Origin of the sequence: Brevibacterium samyangense, from assembly GCF_039529845.1 — a bacterium.
GTDB classification, from domain to species: Bacteria; Actinomycetota; Actinomycetes; order Actinomycetales; family Brevibacteriaceae; genus Brevibacterium; species Brevibacterium samyangense.
The window spans coordinates 8,446-29,368 of record NZ_BAAANO010000015.1 but is presented as its reverse complement, the minus strand read 5'-3'; the positions used below and the strand labels follow the sequence as shown (position 1 = coordinate 29,368).

The window sequence follows — 20,923 nt, the reverse complement described above, 5'->3', positions numbered from 1 at the left end:
CGCGTGGCGCCTCGGGTGGGACGTGCGGCTCAGGCCGCCTGTGCGGCCTTCTTGTCGCGGCGGAGGCGGTGGAGGATCGGCTCCGTGTAACCGCTCGGCTGCGAGGTTCCCTCGACGATGAGCTCGCGGGCCGCGTTGAACGCGAGACCGCCGACGCCGCCGGGGGCGAGGGGCTCGTACGCCGGATCGCCCGCGTTCTGCTCGTCGACGACGGCGGACAGACGCAGGAGCGCCTCGTCGACCTGCTCGAGCGTGATGACGCCGTGGGTGAGCCAGTTGGCGAGCAGCTGGCTGGAGATGCGCAGGGTCGCGCGGTCCTCCATGAGGGCGACGTCGTGGATGTCGGGCACCTTCGAGCAGCCGACGCCCTGGTCGATCCACCGGACGACGTAGCCGAGGATCGACTGGACGTTCTCGTCGATCTCCGTGCGCTTGTCCTCGTCGGTGAGCGCGGACGCGTCCCCGAGCGGCGGTACGAGGATCGCGTCGACCGACTGCGGGGCGCGCCCGGCGAGTTCCTTCTGCACCGCGAAGGCGTCCACCTGGTGGTAGTGGAGGGCGTGGAGGGTCGCGGCGGTGGGCGAGGGCACCCAGGCGGCGGTTGCTCCGGCCTTCACGTGACCGATCTTCTGCTCGAGCATGTCCGCCATGAGGTCGGTCATCGCCCACATGCCCTTGCCGATCTGCGCCGTGCCCGAGAACCCTGCGGCGAGGCCGGTGTCGACGTTCGCGTTCTCGTACGCCGCGAGCCAGCCCTGGGACTTCATCGTGGCCTTGCGGACCATCGGACCGGCCTGCATCGAGGTGTGGATCTCGTCGCCGGTGCGATCGAGGAAGCCGGTGTTGATGAAGACGACGCGGTCGGAGGCGGCCTTGATGCACGCCTTGAGGTTCACCGTGGTGCGGCGTTCCTCGTCCATGATGCCGAGCTTGAGGGTGCCGGCGGGCAGGCCGAGCAGTTCCTCGACGCGCGCGCAGGTCTCGACGGCGAAGGCGACCTCGTCGGGGCCGTGCATCTTCGGCTTCACGATGTACATCGAACCGGTGCGGGAGTTGCCGGAGGCGTCCCGCAGTGCCGGCAGAGCACCGAGCGTCGTGAGGATCGCGTCGAGGATGCCCTCGGGGACCTCGTTGCCGTCGGCGTCGACGATCGCATCGCTCGTCATGAGGTGCCCGACGTTGCGGACGAAGAGGAGCGACTGGCCGGGCAGGGAGAGGGCCGAACCGTCGGCGGCGGTGTACTCGCGGTCGCCGGCGAGGGACCGGGTGAACGTGCGCCCGTCCTTCGTCACCTCCTCGGAGAGCCGGCCGCAGGCGAGGCCCGCCCAGTTGTGGTAGCACAGCGCCTTGTCCTCGGCGTCGACGGCGGCCACGGAGTCCTCGAGGTCGACGATCGTCGTGACCGCGGACTCGAGGACGAGGTCCTGGATGCCGGCGGCGTCGGTCGAACCGATGTTGCCCTCGCGGTCGATGACGATGTCGAGGTGCAGGCCGTTGTGGAGCAGGAGGACGTTCGTGGGCGCCGTCGGCTCCCCCTTGTACCCCTGGAACGCGGCGGGATCGGCGGGAGCGGTGACGGTGCCGTCGGCGAGTTCGACGACGAGGGCACCGTCCTCGATGCGGTAGGCGACGGCGTCCGCGTGGGAGCCGGTCTGCAGGGCGACGGCCCCGTCGAGCACCTCACGGGCCTTCGCGATGACGGCGGCGCCGCGGGTCGGGTTGTAGCCCTTCCCGGGAGCGAGGTCCCCGTCCTGGGAGATGGCGTCGGTGCCGTAGAGCGCGTCGTAGAGGGAACCCCAGCGGGCGTTCGCCGCGTTGATCGCGAAGCGCGCGTTCGTCACCGGGACGACGAGCTGCGGGCCGGCCTGGGAGGTGATCTCCGTGTCGACGTTCGAGGTCGTGATCGTGAAGTCCTCGGGTTCGGGCACGAGGTACCCGATCTCCTCGAGGAACGCACGGTACTGCGCGGGGTCGGGCTGCCCGGGGTTCGCGCGGTGGTACTCGTCGAGCTTCGCCTGGATTTCGTCGCGGACCGCGAGCAGCTCGCGGTTGCGGGGCGCGAGGTCCGCGAGGATCGACGCGACGCCGGACCAGAAGGCGTCCGGTTCGATCCCGGCGGCCGGGAGCGCCTCTGACTCGACGTAGGACAGGAGGGGCGCGGCGACCTGCAGGCCGGCGCGGGTCTCGGTGAGCTGGGTGGTGGGGGACGGCAGAGTCATGGGTTCTCCGTGAGTGTGGGAGGGAACGGGTCAGGACGCGGGTGCGGACACCGGGTCGGCGCCGAGGCGGGCGATGACCGCGGCAGCGATCTCGGCGTCGACCGGCGGCGGCCCACCGGCCACTCCGAGCCCGCCGACGTGCACACCGTCGAACTGCAGCGGGAGGCCACCGGGGATGCGGGTGAGGACGAAGCCGGAGCCGTGTTCGAGCGCCTCGGCGAGTTCCGGGACGACAGCGGCGCTGGGCTTGCGCGTCGAGGCAGCGGTCTGGGCCTTGCGGCGGGAGGTCTCCACCGAGTGCGGAGTCGTCCCGTCGGCACGCCCGTAGGCGACGAGACCGAGCGCGGTGTCGACGACGGTGACGGAGACCGGGATGCCGACCTTCGCACCTTCCTCGACGGCGAGGGCGACGGCCTCGGCGGCCTTCGCGTAGGCGATCTGCGGGGTGCTGATATGGGTGGGGGTGTCGCTCACTGCTGTCCTCCTGCTACGACGTGTACCTGGGTCTCCGGTCGCATCGCGAAGACGGATCCGGGGTTGAGGATGCCCTGCGGGTCGAGGGCGTCCTTGATGCGCTGGTTGAGTTCCATGACGTCCTCACCGAGCTGATCGACGAGCCACGGCCGCTTCATCCGGCCGATGCCGTGCTCACCGGTGATGGTGCCGTCGAGGGAGATCGCGAGGTCGATGATCTCCCCGTAGGCCCGCTCGGCCCGGTCCTTCATGGCCTCGTCGGTGGGGTCGAACACGACGAGGGGGTGGGTGTTGCCGTCGCCGGCATGCGCGAGGACCGGGATGGAGACCTCGTGCTTCCGCGCGATCGCCGCGATCCCGGAGACGAGATCGCCGAGGCGCGGCACCGGGACGCCGACGTCCTCGAGGAGGATCGCACCGGTCTTCTCCACCGCGGGGATGGCCATACGGCGGGCCTGGATGAAGGCGGCACCCTCGTCGGGGTCCGCGGTCGCGTAGCACTCGGTGGCGCCGTGGTGGTGGCACAGGCGCTCGATCTCGAGGATCTCGGTCTGGGCGTGGTCGCCGGCCTCGTCGGACTGGAAGATGAGCATCGCCGCTGCTTCGCGGTCGAGGCCCATGCGGGTCTCGTCCTCGACCGCGTTGATCGTCGTGCGGTCCATGAACTCGGCCATCGACGGTCGCATGGTGCGGGAGACGTCGATGACGGTGTTCGTGGCGGCCTCGAGAGTGGGGAAGGTCGCGACGAGGGTGGTCGGCTGCCGCTGGGCGGGGACGAGGCGGAGGGTGACCTCGGTGATGATGCCGAGGGTTCCCTCGCTGCCGACGAAGAGCTTCGTGAGCGAGAGACCGGCGACGTCCTTGAGCTTGGGGCCGCCGAGCCTGATCGCCCGACCGTCGGCGAGGACGACCGTCATCCCGAGGACGTAGTCGGTGGTGACGCCGTACTTGACGCAGCACAGGCCACCGGCGTTCGTCGCGATGTTGCCGCCGATCGAGCAGAACTCGAAGGACGCCGGGTCCGGCGGGTACCAGAGTCCGTGCTCCGCGGCCGCTGCCTTCACCTCGGCATTGATGGCGCCCGGACCGGTCGTGAGGGTCCGGGTCGAGGTGTCGACGGTGATGGTGTTCATCCGGTCGACGGACAGGGTGATCGCACCGTCGACGGCGGTGCTGCCACCGGAGAGGCTCGAGCCGGCGCCGCGCGGGACGATCGGAGTGCCGTTGGCGGCGGCGATCCGCACGACGGTCTGGACCTGTTCGGTCGTCGTGGGCCGCACGACGACGAGGGGCATGCCGGGGTTCGGGTCGTTGGCCCGGTCCCGGCGGTAGGCCTCCATCGTGTCGGGATTCGTCGTGAGGACTTCGGCGGGGAGTGCTGCCTTCAGCTCCTCGAGGGTGCGCGCATCATTGCGTGTCATGCGGGGAAAGGTCCTTCCTTGGCTGCCTTCCGTGGCATCTGGGTGCGATGAGACTAACATCACGGAGCTCATAATGGAATTGTGTTTCCGTATTGCGGAAACACATCGGCACCCCTACTGAACAGCTGTCAAGACCCCTGATCACGAGCGCATGCATCAGTGCGGTAAATTCCGCACCCCCGCTGTTGTGGGCCTGGAACCGGTCGGTTACGCTCCCCGGGTCGGAATGATTTTTCTGTGATGCAGAAAACATCGGGGACACCGCGGTCCCCGACTTGATGCGGCAACGATGCCGCGGATCGGACTCTTCATGGACAACCTCGCAGTGGCGGCGTTCGTCGCCGTCTTCCCCATCCTCGTGGCGGGCGTACTCCTCATCGGATTCCGGATGCCCGCCAAGTACGCGATGCCCATCGGCCTCGTCGTCGCGGCCCTCACCGCGCACTTCTTCTGGCAGATCGGCTGGGTCACGATCGGCGCCTCGGTCGTCCAGGGCCTGCTCGTCGCGATCGGTCTGCTGTGGATCGTCTTCGGAGCCTTGCTGCTCCTGGCGACGGTCACCCGTTCGGGCGCGATCGAGACGATTCGTGCCGGCTTCGTGTCGATCTCCCCGGACCGCCGGGTGCAGGTCATCATCGTCGCCTGGCTCTTCGGCTCCTTCATCGAGGGTGCCGCCGGCTTCGGTGCGCCGGCCGCCGTCGTCGCTCCGCTCCTGCTCGCACTCGGATTCCCCGCGATGGCCGCGGTCATCGCCGGCCTCGTCATCCAGTCGACCCCGGTGAGCTTCGGCGCCGTCGGCACCCCCATGCTCACGGGCGTCGGGACCGGACTCGCCCAGGAGGACGGCTCGATGTCGGCGGACGTCGCCGCCCGTGCGGCGGAGCTCGGCCTCGACCAGAGCGGTTTCGTCGCCCACACGGCCTCGCAGGTGGCGCTCATCCACGGCATCTGCGGCATCCTCATCCCTCTCGTGATCTCGTGCCTCATGACGGGAGTCTTCGGAGCGAACCGCCGCTTCGCGGACGGTCTGAAGATCTGGCCCTTCGCGATCTTCTCCGCACTCGCGATGGTCGTCCCGTACTACCTCGTCGCGAAGTTCGTCGGTCCCGAGTTCCCGTCCCTCATCGGCGGTCTCGTCGGCCTCGCGATCGTCATCACCGCGAGCCGTGCCGGCTTCCTCATGCCGAAGGAGACATGGGACTTCGCCCCGCGCGAGCAGTGGCCGGCCACGTGGATGGGCACCGTCGACCCCGCCGAGGAGGCCGCCCACCTCACCAAGCGCATGTCGCTCGTGCGCGCCTGGGCCCCGTACATGATCGTCGTGGTCCTCCTCCTGCTCACTCGCAACATCCCCGCGGTGAAGGCGTTCCTGGGAGGCCCCGCCGCCATCCAGGTCAACGACATCTTCGGCACCGGGATCTCGCAGAAGATGGACCTCCTGTACTCCCCCGGCGCACTCTTCGTCCTCGCCGCCGGCATCACGTACCTTCTCCACCGGATGTCGAAGCAGCAGATCGGGTCCTCGTGGAAGCTCGCCGGTGGGCAGATCCTCGGCGCCGGCGTCACTCTCATGTGCACGCTCCCGCTCGTGCGCGTGTTCATCAACTCCGGTGCCGACTACAACGACTCGGGCCTCGCCTCGATGCCGATCGTCCTCGCGGAGGCGGCCGCCGGCACCTTCGGTCAGTCCTGGCCGATCGTCGCTCCGTTCATCGGCGCGCTCGGCGCGTTCGTCGCCGGGTCCAACACGGTGTCGAACACGATGTTCGCGCAGTTCCAGTTCTCCACCGGCGTGAACATCGGTGCGGCGAGCCCGGAGACGGTCGTCGCGGCCCAGGCCGTCGGCGGCGCCGCCGGCAACATGGTCGCGGTCCACAACGTCGCGGCCGCGGCTGCGACCGTCGGCCTGCTCGGCCGTGAGGGCGACGTCATCCGCCGGACCGCGATCCCCATGCTCGCGTACGCGTTCCTCGCGGGCATCCTCGCGTACATCGGCCTCAACGGGTTCGGGTTCAACGTCGGCACGATCCTCCTCGTCGTCTACGTCGTCGCGCTCGTGGCCGTGCTCATCGGGCTCAATCGGTCGAAGGGCAGGCCGCTCGTCGCCACCGCTTGACGGCAGCACCGACCGCCGAGGTGCCTCGGCCCCGGAACCGTCCCGCACCCGGGCACGCGGTTCCCGGAACCGCCGAGGCGACCCGCCTCTCCCGGCCCCGCCCCGCCTGCGCAGTCCGCGCCGGAGGGTCGGGGCCGGCCGCGTTGGGCGGAATGCCTCGCGATCACGATTCCCTGCTGCTGTGCCCCTCACGTCGCGATTGAATGCGCGATTTCGCCGAAACCCAGCAGCCAATTGCGATACGAAGGTCGGCGACCGCCGCCGATCGCGCACTCGGCGGAACCCCTCCACCCCGCGTCGCACATCCGCTACCGTGACGAGCGGAGCCCCACCGGGGCACGGCCCCGGCGCCGTGCCCGGACCCGGTCCCTCGCCTCGGCCATCCGTTCCACTCACCCCCGACCTCAGGGGATCCCCATGAACTCGCGCATCCTGCTCACCGCCTCGGACGGTTTCGAACTCAACGCCTACCGTGCGGAACCGGAGGACACACCCCGGGGTGGTGTCGTGCTCGTCGGCGAGGTGTGGGGCATCAACCACTGGGTCCGGTCGATGGCGGACCGCTGGGCGGCGGAGGGGTACCTCGTCATCGCTCCGGCGATGTTCGACCGGGTCGAGTTCGGCTACGAGACCGACGACTACTCCCGTCTGCCGCGCGAGATCATGCAGCAGTTCTCCCAGGAGACCGCGCTCCTCGACCTCGCGGCCGCGGTGGAGGCCGCCGCCGAGGGCGGGAAGGTGGGCGTGACCGGGTACTGCTTCGGCGGGATGCTCACGTGGCGTGCGGCCGCGAACGTCGACGGGATCGCCGCGGGTTCCGCGTACTACGGCGGAGGCATCGACGGGTACATCGGCATGACTCCGAAGGCACCCCTCGAGACGCACTTCGGCGCGCAGGACCACGGGATCCCGATGGAACAGGTGGAGGCGCTCGCGAAGGCCCACCCGGGCGTCGACGTGTACACCTGCGACGCCGATCACGGATTCTGCTGCGACGAACGCGACCGCTTCGACCCGGAGACAGCGCGGACCGCCTGGGAGCGCTCGGTGGCGTTCTTCCACACGCATGTCGGCTGACGGCGGAGCGGAAACCGGGGTGCGATCCGGCGCAGAGGTTTCGGAGGCGCGCTCCGGCAGCGCGGATTCCGCATTGCGCTCCGGCGCGGAGGCACCGCCCGAGGACGGCATCTCCGTCACCCTCGCCTCGGCGCTCGGAGAACTCGGACGGTCCCCGCTCTCGCGGAAGACGGCGATGCTCGTGGCGATGCGGGAGGACTCCCCGGTGCTCGTGCTCGGGTCGGTGGCGCTGCCGGATCCGGACGGTTCGGGAGGTACGGACGGTTCCGGGGCGTCCGGCGGTGGCAGTTGTTCCGGCGCTTCAGGCAGTCCGGGTCACGGGTCAACGCCCGTGAGCGAGGCCGACTACATGGTGTCCGTCTACACCAACGGCATGCGGCCCCGGCTGCTGCTCACGTGGGCCGACGGCCGTACCGAGGACGCACTCGCTGTCCTGCGGGCAGCCGCGGACTGCCTCCCCGACCACGCCACCCCACCGCCGAGTCACGGGTAATCTCTCGAGTGGACGGCTTCGTAGCCATCCACTCGGAACATAACCCGGGACTCGCCGCTTGAGCTCTCTCGGCGACCACCCGTTCCACCACTCCGAGGATCGAGGAGACCGCAGATGTCCGACCCGAGCATGACCCACACGACCACCGACACGATCCCCCGCACCGCGCTCGTCGTCGTCGACGTGCAGAACGACTTCTGCGAGGGCGGAGCCCTCGGGGTGGACGGCGGGGCGGCCACCGCCCGCGCGATCTCGGGACTGCTCGGCGCCTCGGCGGAGGACTACGCCCTCGTGGTCGGCACCCGCGACGACCACGCCCCGGATTCGACGAACGCCGGCCACATCGCGCTCCCGCCGGAGGAACCCGACTTCGTCGACTCGTGGCCGCCGCACTGCATCCGCGGCACGGACGGCGCCGAACCGCACCCCGACCTCGACTCCACGCGGATCGAGGCGTGGGTGCGGAAGGGGTTCGGGGTGCCGTCGTACTCGGGGTTCGAGGGCACGGACGCGGACGGGCGGACGCTCGCAGACGTGCTCCGTGCTGCGGACATCACGGACGCGCATGTCGTCGGGATCGCGACCGACCACTGCGTCCGCGCCACCGCCCTCGACGCCGCCGCGGAGGGGTTCCGCACCACGGTCCTCACCGACTACGTCGCCGCCGTCGACCCCACCCGCGTCCCCGCGGTGTGCGAGGAGTTGCGGGCCGCGGGAGTGGACGTGCGCCCGACGGTGTGAGAACAGGAGCGGCTGTCGATCGCCTCGGCGACCGCTCGCGTACGTGCGTGCGTTTCACGTCCGGGCGCTCACATCCCGTGCGCCAACCGCGTCCTCTGCACCCCGTCCCCGTCGAAGTTCGCGGGATCCAGCCACCGCTCGAACTCCGCACGACGGTCCGGCCATTCGGAGTCGGTGATCGAGAACCACGCGGTGTCGCGTGAACGCCCCTTGTAGACGACGGCCTGTCGGAACGTGCCCTCATAGGTGAATCCGAGGCGCGCGGCCGCTTTCATCGAGGGCGCGTTGAGGGTGTCGCACTTCCATTCGTACCGGCGGTACCCGAGCTCGTCGAACACGTACCGCATGAGGAGGAACTGTGCCTCCGTCGAGGCCACGGTCCGTTGCATCCGCGGGGAGAAGGTCACGTGACCGACCTCGATGGCTCCGTTCGCGGGGTCGTGCCGCATGAGCGCGAGGGCGCCGACCGCCTCGCCGGTCGCGTCGAGGACCGCGTAATGGCGCGGGTCCTCGCTCGCCGCCGCGGTCTCCAGCCAGGCCCGGCGGTCCGCCGCCGAGGCGAACGGCCCCACCGGCAGGTACGTCCAGTCCCGGCCGTCCGGCGCCTCGGCGTGCGCCGCCACGAGCGACTCCGCATGCCGGGCCGGATCCAACCGTTCGAGCGTGCACGTGCGGCCCGCGATCCGGTCCGCGTTCGGGAGGGGACGCGGCGACCAGTCGGCGAGCGCCTCTCCGATCGGCTGGCCGTACTCGTTCGTCCTCGGCGACACGCTCACGCCTCCGGTGCGACCGCGGCGGCGTCGTACGTGACCCAACGGGTGCGGGTACCGACCTTCGTGTAGAGGATCTGCGCGCGGTGGTTGTCCTCCGCGGTGATCCACCGGACCGCCGAGGCGCCCTCCGCCCCGGCGATCTCCTGCAGACGGGCGATGAGCGCGCGCCCGGCGCCGGAACCGCGGACCTCGGGGTCGGTGAAGAGATCGTCGAGCCAGATCCCGGTCATGCCGGCGCTCGGGCGGGAGAAGGTGCGGTAGTCGGCGAGCGCGATGATCCCGAGGTCGGAGTCCTCGGCGACGAGGGCGCGGCACTCGTGGTCGGGGTCGGAGATCCAACCCCACACGCGTTCGACGATCGTCTCGTCGGGAGTGAGTTCGTAGAAGTCACGGTACGCGCGGAAGAGTTCCTTCCAGCGGGCTTCGTCCGCGGCGGCGACCGGGCGGACCGTGAGGTCGAGGGTGGACGGGGAAACGGGGGATTCGGCCTTCGAGGAGACTGCAGAAGTGGTCATGCTCGTGAGCATAAGGACTCGGACGGACCACTCGATGGTCCGGAATCGACGGATTCGAATGGTCCGGTAACGTGACCCCATGCGTCACGCGTTCCCCATGGACCTCGTCCTCACGCCCGAACCTCCCCCAGGCGTCACCGTGCGCGCCCATCTCGTCACACAGATCCGGACGGCGATCCTCGACGGTCGCCTCGCACCCGCGACCCCGCTGCCGTCGACGCGTGTCCTCGCGGGCTCGCTCGGCATCGCACGTGGCACGGCGGTCGCCGTCTACGAGGACCTCGTGAGCGAGGGCTACGCCGAGAGCCTCCCGGGATCGGGAACCTTCGTGACCGAGGAGCTCGCCGATCTCGCGGGGTCCGTCGGACCGGCCGCTTCGGCGTCGCACGCAGGCCCCGCACCCGCCGGCCGGCGTTCCTCGCCCGAGGTGCCGGCGTCTCGGCGCTCCGCTTCACCTTCCGGCACGGCGGCGCCCGCGGTGCTCGACCTCACGCCGGGGAACCCCTCGACCGCTCTGTCGCCCGGTCGGGAGTGGACGGCCGCATGGCGCACCGCGATCCGGGCCGGACTTCCGTCCGGACTTCCACCCGTCGCGGGGACGGAGGAACTGCGTGCGGCACTCGCCGCGCATGTGCGTTCCGCGCGCGGCGTGCCCTGTGCACCCGAGGACGTCGTCGTCACCGCGGGCACGACGGACGGACTCGGGCTCGTCGTGCACGCACTGCACGCGCTCCGTTCCGGTGCACGACAGGAATTTCCGCTGGGCGATCGCGATACCGCGGGAGGCACGGACCTCCTGCGCATCGCCACGGAGGACCCCGGTCACGTCCCGTCGCGCACGACGATCGAGCGGCTCGGCGGAACGACCGTGCCGGTGCCCGTGGGCCCCGACGGCATGGACGTCGAGGCGCTCGCGACGCTCGACGCCGCGGCCGTCCTCCTCACCCCCAGTCACCAGTACCCGTTCGGGGGCCGCCTTCCCGTCGCCGCCCGTCTGGCCGTGCTCGAGTGGGCGCGGACCCACGACGCGGTGATCGTCGAGGACGACTACGACAGCGAGTTCCGGCACGGAGCCCGCGCCCTCCCGGCGATCGCCTCGCTCGACTCCGAGCGCCGGGTCGTCCTCGTCGGGAGCTGTTCGAAGACCCTGTCCCCGTGGCTGCGGTGCGGATACCTCGTCGTCCCGGATCCGCGGATGCGCGAGGAGATCCTCGCCGCCCGCACGGACCTCGGGACTCCCGTCTCCGGGCTCGTGCAGTCCGCACTCGCGGAGTTCCTCCGCACCGGCGGGCTGCGGCGGCACCTCACCCGCGTCGGACGCGAGTACGCCCATCGGCGGCGTCTCGTGCTCGACACCCTCTCCGCGCTGCCGGCGACGGTCCGGCTCGATGCGCTCGAGGGAGGGCTGCACGCCACACTCTCGTGGGAGGGCAGCCGGACCTCCGCCGAAGCCGCCGTTGCGCTCCGGCGCCGTGACGTCCTCGTCGCCTCGCTCGACCGGTACTACCACCGGACGACGTCGGATCGGCGGAACGGGATCGTCCTCGGGTACGGCGCTCCGACGGACCTCGACCTGCGCCGGGGGCTGCGCCTCGTGCTCGAGGTGTGCAGCTGAACCGTCCTGCAGCGTGCTGTCCCGCCGCGAGCCGCCCCGCTGCGCGTGCTCGGTCGATACCGACCCTCGGACGCCCCGGGTACGATCGGGCCCACCGGTTCCCGGATCGAAGGAGGGCTCATGGCCACCCGACTCCCCCGCCATGCCGATGCCGCACGTGCACGTTCCTTCGGCGCGGTCGCCGCGGACTACGACGCGTCCCGGCCGCGGTACCCCGACGAGCTCCTCGAGGACATCCGCGCGCTCGGCGCCCGGACCGCGCTCGACGTCGGTACCGGGACGGGCATCCTCGCCGAGCACCTGCACGACCTCGGCCTCACGGTCACCGGCGTCGACCCGGATCCGGCGATGGCGGACCTCGCCCGTTCCAAGGGCTTCACCGTCGAACAGGGCACCTTCGAGGACTGGGACCCGGCCGGCCGCGCCTTCGACCTCATCACCTTCGGCACGTCGTGGCACTGGGTGAATCCGACACTCGGCGCCCCGAAGCTCGCCGGGATGCTGCGGACCCCCAAGGGTTCGGTGACACCGGATGGTGGGGACGCGGAGCCTCGGCGACCGCCCCGCCGGACCGCGGTGCTCGCGTGGAACCGACTCATCCCGCCGGCCGAGGTCCGGACCGTCATCGGGGAGCTCGAGCGGGTGCGCGGCTTCGACTGGCACGCGGACACGAAGGAACGCGCCGATCACCCGGAGACTCAAGTGGCACCGGCGCAACAGGCGCTCGGGAACGAGGGGCTCGCGACCGAGATGAGGACGTACCTGCGGCGAGCGCGGTACACGCGGGAGCAGTGGCTCGCGCACATCTTCACGATCTCGCAGTACAACGTGCTCCCGGATTCCGAGAAGCAGGCACTCCGCGCGGAGATCGAGGCCGCCGGACTCCCCGAGGAGTTCGACATCGACGTCCACACGATCACCCTGTGGGCGTGGGACAGTGGGTCGGTGATGGAGTCGGAGTCCTCGGCGGACTGACCGCGCGGACACGGGAAAGTTCCATGATGGAGGTTCGCGCGAGCCGCCATCATGGAACTTTTCCGTGTGGGCGACGCACAAACCCGGCCGGCATACGCGTCCCGCCTCGCCGCCCCTAGATGAACGCCGTCGACAGGAACGGCACGAACGTGACGATCGCGAGGGCGAGCAGGAGGACGAGCGCGGACGGGAGCGCCGCCTTCGCCACCTGGAGCACGCTCATCCCGCTCATCCCGGACGCGACGAACAGGTTGAGGCCGAGCGGCGGCGTGATCATGCCGATCTCGAGGTTCATCACGACGATGATGCCGAAGTGGATCGGATCGATCCCGAGCTCGAGTGCGATCGGCAGGAGGATCGGCGCGAGGATGAGGATCGCCGAGGACGTCTCCATCACGCACCCGACGAACAGCAGCAGGATGTTCACGAGGATGAGGAACTGCCAGGGTTGGAGGTCCCAGGCAGCGATCGCCTCCGACACGGTCCCCGGGATCCGTTCGCTCGCGAGCACGAAGGTGAAGAGGATGCCGTTCGCGATGATGAACATCACCATCGCGGAGGTCCGCGCCGATGTGATGACGACATCCCACAGCTGCCGGAACTTCAACTCCTTGTAGATGAACAAGGAGACGATGAGCGAGTACGCCACGGCGACAGCACTCGCTTCGGTGGGGGTGAAGAACCCCGAGTAGATACCACCGAGGACGACGACCGGCAGCAGCAGCGCGAGGATCGCGTCACGGAACGCGAGCAGACGCTGCTTCCCGGTCGCCCGGTACTCTCCGCCGGCCAGTCCGTATTTCCGCCGCCACGCGACGAAGACCACCATGACGAGCAGCAGGACACCCGCCACGATGCCCGGCAACACCCCGGCGACGAAGAGGTTGCCGATGTTCTGCTCGGTCGAGATGCCGTACACGATGAGCGGGATCGACGGCGGGATGAGAATGCCGAGCGACCCCGACGTCGCCACGATGCCGGTCGAGAACTCCTTCGGATACCCGTTCTTGAGCATCGCGGGGATCATGATCGCACCGACCGCGACCACCGTCGCCGGCGACGATCCGGACACCGCGGCGAAGAACATGCACGCGAGGACCGTGGTGATCGCGAGCCCGCCCCGGAAGTGCCCGACGAGGGACGCGCCGAAGTCCGTGAGGCGTTTCGAGATCCCACCCCGGGACATGATGTTCGCCGCCAGCACGAAGAACGGGATGGCCATGAGCGGGAAGGAGTTGAGCGAATTGAACAGGCGTTCCGGTACCTGGGTGAGCGGCACGGTCGTGAAGTAGTAGAAGTAGAGCAGACTCGTGAGTCCGAGTGCGACCGCGATCGGAGCGGATCCGAGCAGCAGCGCCACGAGGATGACGACGAGTGCGAGCGAGGCCTCCATCATCGCTTCTCACCTCCGTCCGGGTGCTGCAGGGCCGCCCGCCCGGACTCGACGAGATCGGCGTCGAGTCCCGCGGCCTCCGCCTCCTCCGCAAGGACGTCCCGACCGAGTTCGGAGGACGGCGTGAGGATCGTGCGCACGACCATTTCCACCGCCCGCACGAAGAACAGCGTCATCCCGACAGCAATCGACAGTTCGAGCACCCACAGTGGCGCCTTGAGCGCCGGGGTGATCGTCGTGTGCGAGAAGGGCTCTGCGATGAGCATCCATGCGAGGACCCCGATCCCGAGCGCGAAAACGATCGTGGCGAGCAAGCCGATGAGCATCACGACCTTCTTCGCCCTGCCCCGCAACAGCACCGGGAGGATGTCGACGTTCACGTGCTCGTTCCGCCGGAGCACGATGACGGCACCGAAGAAGGTCGAGAAGATGATGAGATAGATGATCGCCTCCTCGGACCAGAAGATGACGAAGCCGGTCGTCTCCCTCAGCACCACGGACACGATCGCGATGAGGCATGCGAGGACGAGGGACACGCCTGCGATGATGTTCTCGATCCAGCCGAGGACGGAGTCGAGAGCTCGGAGGAACCGCACGTCAGCCCTCCTGGCGCGCCAACAGCTCGTCGATGATCTCGTCACCGATCACATCGCGGTACTGCTCGTACACGGACGGGACCACGAGGTCCTCGAACGCCTGCCGTTCCTCGTCGGTGAGCTCCACGATCTCCGTCGACCCTTCTTCCTCGATGACGCGCTTCGACTCGTCATTCACGGCCTGGGCCTCCGACCGGTTGTACTCCGCAGCGGCAGTCGCCGTCTCCTCGACAACGGTCTGGAGGTCGTCCGGCAGGCTCTCGAACCAGTCGTTGTTCACGACGGCGACGTACCCGATGTATCCGTGGTTCGACTCCGTCACGTAGGACTGCACCGTGTGCATGTTCTGCGACTCGATGTTCGAGTACGTGTTCTCACCGCCGTCGATGAGCCCCTGCTGCAGACCGCTGTAGACCTCGGCGAAGGCGAGCGGGGTCGGCACTCCTCCCCACGCCTCGAACTGCGACCGCAACACGTCGGACGGCTGGATCCGGTACTTCTTGCCCTGCGTGTCCTCCGGGGTCCGGGTCTCGTTGTTCGAGTGGATCTGCTTCATTCCCGAGTCCCACAGACCGATGACCTTCATGCCGTTGGCCTCGAGGTCCTCGTTCGCGTAGATCGCCTTCCCGACCGCGGTGTCGGGGCTCGCGACCTCGGGGATCTCGGAGGGGTCGTCGAAGAGGAACGGCAGGTCGAGGACCTGGAGACTCGGCGCGACGGTCGTGAACTTCGCGCTCGCGGGGGCGAGCATCTGCACGGCGTTCGACTGGATGGCCTGCATCTCGTCCTTGTCGCCGTAGAGCTCGGAGTTCGGGTAGATCTCGACGTCGATGCGACCGTCCGACGCCTTCTCGAGTTCCTCGGCGAAGAAGTCCGCGGCCTTGCCCTTCGGAGTCGACGAGGTGGTGACGTGGGAGAACTTGAGTACGTACTCCGCTTCGCCCGAGCCGGCTGTGCTCTCGGCGCCGCCTCCGCTGCGGGCGCCGGAACATGCACTCAGCGCCAGGAGAAGCGCTCCGGTGGCCGCGATTCCGGCGGTGACACGTGCTGTACGGGGTGACTTCATCGTCTGCTCCATGAGGATCGTGCGGGAGCTCGATTACTCCCGGTCCCACCCTCCGCTGAGGGGCGCCACGCCTGTGTGACCGGGACCACTTCGCCCCGAGTGTACGGACTCGTACGGCCGAATCCAATATGAACATGCAGATCATGTATGAAACCGCCGAGGCGCCCCTCACCGGGGCGATCACCGCACCGCCGATCCCGGCAGGGTCGGTCCTTCAGTCCGCGTCGAGATCGAAGGGGTCCGTGACGGGACCGCCGGCCGCCGCCTCGGCGAGGCGCCGGAACCCGTGCCCGATGTGCACCTTGAGTGCGGCCGCCGCGCGGGGCGGGTCGACCGCCCGCACCGCCTCGACGATCTCCTGATGCTCCCCGTGCACCTCGTCGAGGCGCTCGGTCCGGTCGAGCGTGAGGTCCCAGGGGAAGGCTCGCCACCGGGCCTCGATGTCCGCCCGCAGACCGGGCAGGCCGCAGTGGTCGTAGAAGAAGAAGTGGAACTGCTGGTTGAAGGCGTTGCGCGCGGCCGCATCACCCGCGGCAGAGGCCTCGCCGAGCTGTTCGAGGAGCCGCTCGGCCTTCCGCAGTTCGTGCCGGGAGATCCGCGTCGTCGCGCGTTCGAGGGCGAAGCACTCGGTGAGCGTCCGGGTGACGTAGAGCGCCTTGAGGCGGTCCATGTCGACCCCGGCGACGCGCACTCCACGGTGCGCCTCCGAAGTCACGAGCCCCTCGGCCTCGAGGAGACGCAGGGCCTCCCGGACCGGGGTGATGGAGGCGGAGAACCACTCGGCGACCTCGTCCTGGCGCAGACGCGCACCGCGCTCGAGTTCACCGGCGAGGATCTTCCGACGCAAGCCGTAGGTGACGATGTCGCGCTTCGTCTCCGCAGTTCCCATGCCGCTGTCTCCTCGCTGTCGTCCCGGCAGGCGTCCGGGCCGCGCCCAGCCTACCGGCCGACGACCACCCGCAGCTCTTCATGCATGATCTTGACTCCTGATACATGATCCGTGCAAGAATGCTCGGGCGGGCCCGGCAAGGGCGCCGGGGTCGCACCTTCCCTCCCCGCACCCGTCCCCGGAGCTCCACACCCGCACCCGTCCCCGCCCGCCCGACCCGCCGGAGGTTCCATGTCCCACCCGCTCCCGCTCGACGGCATCACGGTGGTGAGCCTCGAGCAGGCCGTCGCAGCCCCCTTCGCCACCCGGCAGCTCGCGGACCTCGGCGCCCGGGTCATCAAGATCGAACGCCCCGGCTCCGGGGACTTCGCCCGCGGGTACGACACGACGGTGAACGGACTCAGCAGTCACTTCGTGTGGATCAACCGGAACAAGGAGAGCGTCGCCCTCGACCTCAAGGACCCCGCGAGCGCGGAGATCATGGACGCCCTCGTGACCCAGGCCGATGTCTTCGTCCAGAACCTCGCGCCGGGAGCCGCGGAGCGCCTCGGGCTCGGGGCCGCGCGCCTCCGGGAGGCGAATCCGCGCCTCGTCCACGTGTCGATCTCCGGCTACGGCACCTCGGGCCCGTACCGCACCGCGAAGGCCTACGACGCGCTCGTGCAGTCGGAGGCGGGCCTCGTGTCCGTCACCGGCACCGAGGAGTTCCCCGCGAAGACGGGCATCTCCACCGCGGACATCGCCGCCGGCATGTACGCGTACTCGGGTGTCCTCACCGCCCTGTTCCGCCGCGAACGCACGGGCGAGGGCGCGACGATCGACGTGAATCTCTTCGACTCGCTCGCCGAGTGGATGGGCTACCCGCTCTACTTCACGCGGTACGGCGGCACGCGCCCGGTCCGCGCCGGCACCTCCCACGCCGCGATCGCCCCCTACGGCACCTTCACGTGCGGGGACGGCACGCAGATCGTCCTCGCGATCCAGAACGAACGCGAATGGGAACGCTTCTGCCGGATCGCGCTCGAGAACCCCGCACTCGCCACCGACCCTCGCTTCGACCGCGCCGCCCACCGCTTCGCCCATCGCGAGGACCTCGAGGAGATCGTCCACGCGGCCTTCGCCTCCCTCACCGGCGACGAGGTGGACGCCCTGCTCTCCGTGGCCGACGTCGCCCATGCCCGGCAGCGCGACATGTCCGAGCTCGCGACACACCCCCAGCTGCTCGAGCGCGACCGCTGGCACCCGGTCGACACCGAGGCCGGCCCCATCGAGATGCTCCTGCCCCCGGTTGCGATGGACGGCGTCGAGTACCGCATGGATCCGATCCCGGCGGTCGGTGCCCACACCGAGGCGATCCTCCGGGAGTTCGGCTTCGCACCGGAGCCGGCTTCCACCGCCGAGGCGGGGAGCACCCGCGCATGACCGGCACCTTCGCATACTCCCCCCTCCTGCCCACGGGACGCTCGACCGCGCGGATGCGGCGCCTCGGGATCGAGGGCGTGAGCGCAGTGCGGGCCCAGGTGCCCGGCCCCGACGGCACACTGCAGGAACAGGAGTTCCTCCGCATCGAACCCGAGGTGTTCACGCAGCTCGCGAAGGAGGCGTTCACCGAGGTCTCCCACTTCCTCCGTACCGATCACCTCGCGAGCCTGCGCCGGATCCTCGACGATCCGGAGGCGAGCGCGAACGACAAGTACGTCGCCCTCGACCTGCTCGAGAACGCGGTCGTGAGCGCCGGCGAGGTCCTGCCGATGTGCCAGGACACCGGCACCGCGGTGATCACCGGCAAGCGCGGGGCGAACGTCCTCACCGACGGTCACGATGCCGAGTACCTCGCCCGGGGTGTGCACGCGGCGTACACCGAGCTCAACCTCCGCTATTCCCAGCTCGCACCCCTGAGCCTCTTCGACGAGGTGAACACGGGGACGAACCTGCCCGCCCAGATCGACCTCTCCCTCGATGCGAAGCCCGGCTACGAGATCCTCTTCATGGCGAAGGGCGGCGGCAGCGCGAACAAGTCGTTCCTCTACCAGGAGACGAAGGCCGTCCTCGACGAGGAGCGGATGCTCGACTTCCTCGCCGCGAAGATCTCGACGCTCGGCACCGCGGCGTGCCCGCCGTACCACCTCGCAGTGGTCATCGGCGGGACGACGGCGGAGTACGCACTCAAGACCGCGAAGCTCGCGAGTGCGCACTCCCTCGACGACCTCCCCACCTCGGGTGATGCACGGACGGGGCACGGGATCCGCGATCCGGAGTTCGAACAGAAGGTCTTCGAGCTCACGCAGAACCTCGGTTTCGGCGCGCAGTTCGGCGGGAAGTACTTCTGCCACGACGTGCGCGTCGTCCGTCTCCCCCGGCACAACGGTTCCCTGCCCGTCGCGCTCGCGGTGAGTTGTTCCGCCGACCGCCAGGTGATCGCCCGGATCGACGCGGACGGTGTGTTCCTCGAACAGCTCGAGCACGACCCGGCGCAGTTCCTCCCGGCCGCCCGGACCGCCGAGGAGATCGAGTCCGGGGACGTCACCCGGATCGACCTCGACCGGCCGATGGACGAGATCCGCGCCCAGCTGTCCGAGCGGGAGGTCGGCGACCGCCTCTCCCTCACCGGCACGATGATCGTCGCCCGCGACATCGCGCACGCCCGCCTGCGCGCCCTCCTCGAGAAGGGAGAGGAACTGCCCGCATACTTCCGCGACCACCCCGTGTACTACGCGGGCCCGGCGAAGACTCCCGAGGGAATGCCGAGTGGCTCCTTCGGTCCGACGACGGGCGCGCGCATGGACACGTACGTCCGGGATTTCCAGGCCGCCGGTGGATCCTTCGTCATGCTCGCCAAGGGCAATCGTTCGCGAGCCGTCACGGATGCCTGCCGGGAGTTCGGCGGGTTCTACCTCGGATCGGTCGGCGGACCGGCCGCGCGCCTCGCCGCCGAGTGCATCACCGAGGTCGAGGTGCTCGACATGGAGGACCTCGGGATGGAGGCCGTATGGCGGATCCGGGTCGAGGACTTCCCGGCCTTCGTCGTCGTCGACGACAAGGGCCACGACTTCTTCGACCGCACCGGGGTCGCCGCGCTCGGCCTGGGCCGTACACGCACGGCCGCGCAGGACGGGACCGCACTGTGAGGGACGGCGCCGCGCCGGCGCACCCGCGGAACGGAAGCCACTATTCCCGCCACAGCAACAATGACCCGCCCATCATTCACGACCGCGAATGAATTGATCTAGCATGTGTCGGGAGTCACGACAGAATTCGCATCCGGGATTCTCGCCTCCAGGATTCACCGACGATTCCGAACCCCCAAGGAGCACCGCACCATGGCGATCACCGCCGAAGAGCAGATGATGATCAAGACCGTCGCGGAATTCATCGACAAGGATGTCCGCCCGCGCGTCAACGAGATCGAACACGCGAACGAGTACCCCACCGAGTGGATCGAGCAGATGAAGGAGATGGGGATCTTCGGACTCGCGATCCCCGAACCCTGGGGCTTCGGCGCGGTGTCCACGGAGGCCTACGTCCTCATCGCCCAGGAACTCGCCCGCGGCTGGATGTCCCTCGCCGGTGCCATGGGTGGGCACACCGTCGTCTCCAAGCTCCTCCTCCTGTTCGGCACGGACGAGCAGAAGGAGAAGTACCTCCCGAAGATGGCGACCGGTGAGATCCGCGCGACCATGGCGCTCACCGAGCCCGGCGGCGGTTCCGACCTCCAGGCGATGAAGACCGTCGCGATCGCCGACGGCGACGACTACGTCATCAACGGCACGAAGACGTGGATCACGAACTCCCGGAAGTCCTCGCTCGTCGCCCTCCTGTGCAAGACGGATCCGGCGGCGGATCCGGCGCACCGCGGCATCAGCATCGTCCTCGTCGAGAAGGACCCGCACTTCGAGGTGCCCGCCGGGTTCGAGGTCTCGAAGGACCTCCCGAAGCTCGGGTACAAGGGCGTCGAGTCCTGCGAGATCTCCTTCTCCGACGTCCGCGTCCCGAAGGCGCAGCTGCTCGGTGACGCCGAGGGTGTGGGCTTCAAGCAGATGATGAAGGGCCTGGAGACCGGCCGCCTCAACGTCGCCGCCCGCTCGCTCGGTGTGGGTCAGGCCGCGCTCGACGACTCCGTGAAGTACGCGCAGGAGCGCGAGTCGATGGGCAAGCCGATCTGGAAGCACCAGGCCGTCGGCAACACCCTCGCGAAGATGGCGACGAAGCTCGAGGCGGCCCGTCAGCTCGTCCTCCACGCCGCCCGGTGCTTCGACGCCGGCGAACGCGTCGACATGGAGGCCGGCATGGCGAAGTACCACGCCTCCGAGGTCGCCGCGGAGATCGCGCTCGACGCCATCCGCGTCCACGGCGGCTACGGCTACTCGACGGAGTTCGAGGTCGAGCGCTACTACCGCGACGCCCCGCTCATGATCGTCGGTGAGGGCACGAACGAGATCCAGATGGGTGTCATCGCCAAGCAGCTCATCGGCCGCAACAAGATCTGAGCACTCCCCCGCTCCTCCCGCAGGAGCACCACCGCCGAGGCGCCACGCGCCCGGGTGCCGAATCGCACCCGGG

Annotated in this window: 18 protein-coding genes; 9 read left to right on the top strand and 9 right to left on the bottom strand. The window is 69.3% G+C overall.

Going from position 1 to position 20,923, the window contains the following annotated elements; genetic code table 11:
- Window positions 1–29: 29 nt before the first annotated feature.
- The 3 genes from ABD172_RS08415 to ABD172_RS08405 are packed head-to-tail and all read right to left on the bottom strand — an operon-like array spanning window position 30 to window position 4,114.
- Window positions 30–2,219 carry a malate synthase G gene (locus ABD172_RS08415; RefSeq protein ID WP_344308707.1) on the bottom strand — a complete coding sequence of 730 codons (2,190 nt, stop codon included), beginning with the start codon at window positions 2,217–2,219 and terminating at the stop codon, window positions 30–32.
- Between the two features lie 30 nt (window positions 2,220–2,249).
- The gene (locus ABD172_RS08410; protein ID WP_344308705.1) at window positions 2,250–2,693 is read right to left on the bottom strand and encodes a GlcG/HbpS family heme-binding protein; all 444 of its coding nucleotides are present in this window, start codon (window positions 2,691–2,693) and stop codon (window positions 2,250–2,252) included.
- Window positions 2,690–4,114, bottom strand: a complete 1,425-nt coding sequence (locus ABD172_RS08405) for an FAD-binding oxidoreductase (protein WP_344308703.1) — start codon at window positions 4,112–4,114, stop codon at window positions 2,690–2,692. Before ABD172_RS08405 ends, ABD172_RS08410 begins: the two co-directional genes overlap by 4 nt.
- A 310-nt stretch (window positions 4,115–4,424) precedes the next feature.
- Between ABD172_RS08405 and ABD172_RS08400 the strand changes: the two genes are divergently transcribed.
- From ABD172_RS08400 to ABD172_RS08385, 4 genes are all read left to right on the top strand, one after another.
- Window positions 4,425–6,230: an L-lactate permease gene (locus ABD172_RS08400; protein ID WP_344308702.1), complete on the top strand. Its 1,806-nt coding sequence runs from the start codon at window positions 4,425–4,427 to the stop codon at window positions 6,228–6,230.
- Between the two features lie 417 nt (window positions 6,231–6,647).
- A complete protein-coding gene (locus ABD172_RS08395) occupies window positions 6,648–7,307 on the top strand; it encodes a dienelactone hydrolase family protein (protein ID WP_344308700.1) in 660 nt (219 codons plus the stop codon).
- A 19-nt stretch (window positions 7,308–7,326) separates the two neighbouring features.
- A complete protein-coding gene (locus tag ABD172_RS08390) occupies window positions 7,327–7,800 on the top strand; it encodes a hypothetical protein (RefSeq protein ID WP_344308698.1) in 474 nt (157 codons plus the stop codon).
- 114 nt (window positions 7,801–7,914) lie between these two features.
- On the top strand, window positions 7,915–8,541 hold the full coding sequence (locus ABD172_RS08385) for an isochorismatase family protein (protein ID WP_344308697.1): 627 nt from the start codon (window positions 7,915–7,917) through the stop codon (window positions 8,539–8,541).
- A 68-nt stretch (window positions 8,542–8,609) separates the two neighbouring features.
- On the opposite strand, the gene ABD172_RS08380 is transcribed toward ABD172_RS08385, so the two are convergent.
- Both ABD172_RS08380 and ABD172_RS08375 read right to left on the bottom strand, forming a co-directional pair.
- Complete coding sequence (locus ABD172_RS08380; protein WP_344308695.1) at window positions 8,610–9,317, bottom strand: GNAT family N-acetyltransferase; 708 nt, start codon at window positions 9,315–9,317, stop codon at window positions 8,610–8,612.
- The gene (locus tag ABD172_RS08375; RefSeq protein ID WP_344308694.1) at window positions 9,314–9,829 is read right to left on the bottom strand and encodes a GNAT family N-acetyltransferase; all 516 of its coding nucleotides are present in this window, start codon (window positions 9,827–9,829) and stop codon (window positions 9,314–9,316) included. The genes ABD172_RS08380 and ABD172_RS08375 overlap by 4 nt, the downstream gene beginning before the upstream one ends.
- Window positions 9,830–9,908: 79 nt before the next feature.
- On the opposite strand from ABD172_RS08375, the gene pdxR reads away from it, so the two are divergent.
- Entirely contained in the window at window positions 9,909–11,444 is a 1,536-nt protein-coding gene (pdxR, locus tag ABD172_RS08370; protein ID WP_344308693.1) for a MocR-like pyridoxine biosynthesis transcription factor PdxR, read from the top strand.
- 120 nt (window positions 11,445–11,564) lie between these two features.
- Window positions 11,565–12,419, top strand: a complete 855-nt coding sequence (locus ABD172_RS08365) for a class I SAM-dependent methyltransferase (RefSeq protein ID WP_344308691.1) — start codon at window positions 11,565–11,567, stop codon at window positions 12,417–12,419.
- A gap of 115 nt (window positions 12,420–12,534) precedes the next feature.
- On the opposite strand, the gene ABD172_RS08360 is transcribed toward ABD172_RS08365, so the two are convergent.
- From ABD172_RS08360 to ABD172_RS08345, 4 genes are all read right to left on the bottom strand, one after another.
- Window positions 12,535–13,815, bottom strand: a complete 1,281-nt coding sequence (locus ABD172_RS08360; RefSeq protein WP_344308689.1) for a TRAP transporter large permease — start codon at window positions 13,813–13,815, stop codon at window positions 12,535–12,537.
- Window positions 13,812–14,408 carry a TRAP transporter small permease gene (locus ABD172_RS08355; protein WP_344308688.1) on the bottom strand — a complete coding sequence of 199 codons (597 nt, stop codon included), beginning with the start codon at window positions 14,406–14,408 and terminating at the stop codon, window positions 13,812–13,814. The genes ABD172_RS08360 and ABD172_RS08355 overlap by 4 nt, the downstream gene beginning before the upstream one ends.
- A gap of 1 nt (window position 14,409) precedes the next feature.
- The gene (locus ABD172_RS08350) at window positions 14,410–15,474 is read right to left on the bottom strand and encodes a DctP family TRAP transporter solute-binding subunit (RefSeq protein ID WP_344308686.1); all 1,065 of its coding nucleotides are present in this window, start codon (window positions 15,472–15,474) and stop codon (window positions 14,410–14,412) included.
- 214 nt (window positions 15,475–15,688) lie between these two features.
- The gene (locus tag ABD172_RS08345; protein ID WP_344308684.1) at window positions 15,689–16,363 is read right to left on the bottom strand and encodes a GntR family transcriptional regulator; all 675 of its coding nucleotides are present in this window, start codon (window positions 16,361–16,363) and stop codon (window positions 15,689–15,691) included.
- 231 nt (window positions 16,364–16,594) lie between these two features.
- On the opposite strand from ABD172_RS08345, the gene ABD172_RS08340 reads away from it, so the two are divergent.
- The 3 genes from ABD172_RS08340 to ABD172_RS08330 all read left to right on the top strand — a co-directional run bounded on the left by ABD172_RS08340 (window position 16,595) and on the right by ABD172_RS08330 (window position 20,850).
- Complete coding sequence (locus tag ABD172_RS08340; RefSeq protein WP_344308682.1) at window positions 16,595–17,785, top strand: CaiB/BaiF CoA transferase family protein; 1,191 nt, start codon at window positions 16,595–16,597, stop codon at window positions 17,783–17,785.
- Window positions 17,782–19,491, top strand: coding sequence for a FumA C-terminus/TtdB family hydratase beta subunit (locus ABD172_RS08335; protein ID WP_344308680.1), 1,710 nt, complete (start codon window positions 17,782–17,784; stop codon window positions 19,489–19,491). The genes ABD172_RS08340 and ABD172_RS08335 overlap by 4 nt, the downstream gene beginning before the upstream one ends.
- Window positions 19,492–19,683: 192 nt before the next feature.
- A complete protein-coding gene (locus tag ABD172_RS08330) occupies window positions 19,684–20,850 on the top strand; it encodes an acyl-CoA dehydrogenase family protein (RefSeq protein ID WP_344308678.1) in 1,167 nt (388 codons plus the stop codon).
- Window positions 20,851–20,923 lie beyond the last annotated feature (73 nt).

Excerpts from the sequence above, each read along its gene's own strand:
- ABD172_RS08400 (WP_344308702.1), top strand. The coding sequence starts at position 4,425 with ATGGACAACCTCGCAGTGGCGGCGTTCGTCGCCGTCTTCCCCATCCTC.
- ABD172_RS08415 (WP_344308707.1), bottom strand. The coding sequence starts at position 2,219 with ATGACTCTGCCGTCCCCCACCACCCAGCTCACCGAGACCCGCGCCGGC.
- ABD172_RS08345 (WP_344308684.1), bottom strand. The coding sequence starts at position 16,363 with ATGGGAACTGCGGAGACGAAGCGCGACATCGTCACCTACGGCTTGCGT.
- ABD172_RS08395 (WP_344308700.1), top strand. The coding sequence starts at position 6,648 with ATGAACTCGCGCATCCTGCTCACCGCCTCGGACGGTTTCGAACTCAAC.
- ABD172_RS08365 (WP_344308691.1), top strand. The coding sequence starts at position 11,565 with ATGGCCACCCGACTCCCCCGCCATGCCGATGCCGCACGTGCACGTTCC.
- ABD172_RS08405 (WP_344308703.1), bottom strand. The coding sequence starts at position 4,114 with ATGACACGCAATGATGCGCGCACCCTCGAGGAGCTGAAGGCAGCACTC.
- ABD172_RS08350 (WP_344308686.1), bottom strand. The coding sequence starts at position 15,474 with ATGAAGTCACCCCGTACAGCACGTGTCACCGCCGGAATCGCGGCCACC.
- ABD172_RS08360 (WP_344308689.1), bottom strand. The coding sequence starts at position 13,815 with ATGATGGAGGCCTCGCTCGCACTCGTCGTCATCCTCGTGGCGCTGCTG.
- ABD172_RS08340 (WP_344308682.1), top strand. The coding sequence starts at position 16,595 with ATGTCCCACCCGCTCCCGCTCGACGGCATCACGGTGGTGAGCCTCGAG.
- ABD172_RS08375 (WP_344308694.1), bottom strand. The coding sequence starts at position 9,829 with ATGACCACTTCTGCAGTCTCCTCGAAGGCCGAATCCCCCGTTTCCCCG.
- pdxR (WP_344308693.1), top strand. The coding sequence starts at position 9,909 with ATGCGTCACGCGTTCCCCATGGACCTCGTCCTCACGCCCGAACCTCCC.
- ABD172_RS08385 (WP_344308697.1), top strand. The coding sequence starts at position 7,915 with ATGTCCGACCCGAGCATGACCCACACGACCACCGACACGATCCCCCGC.
- ABD172_RS08335 (WP_344308680.1), top strand. The coding sequence starts at position 17,782 with ATGACCGGCACCTTCGCATACTCCCCCCTCCTGCCCACGGGACGCTCG.
- ABD172_RS08330 (WP_344308678.1), top strand. The coding sequence starts at position 19,684 with ATGGCGATCACCGCCGAAGAGCAGATGATGATCAAGACCGTCGCGGAA.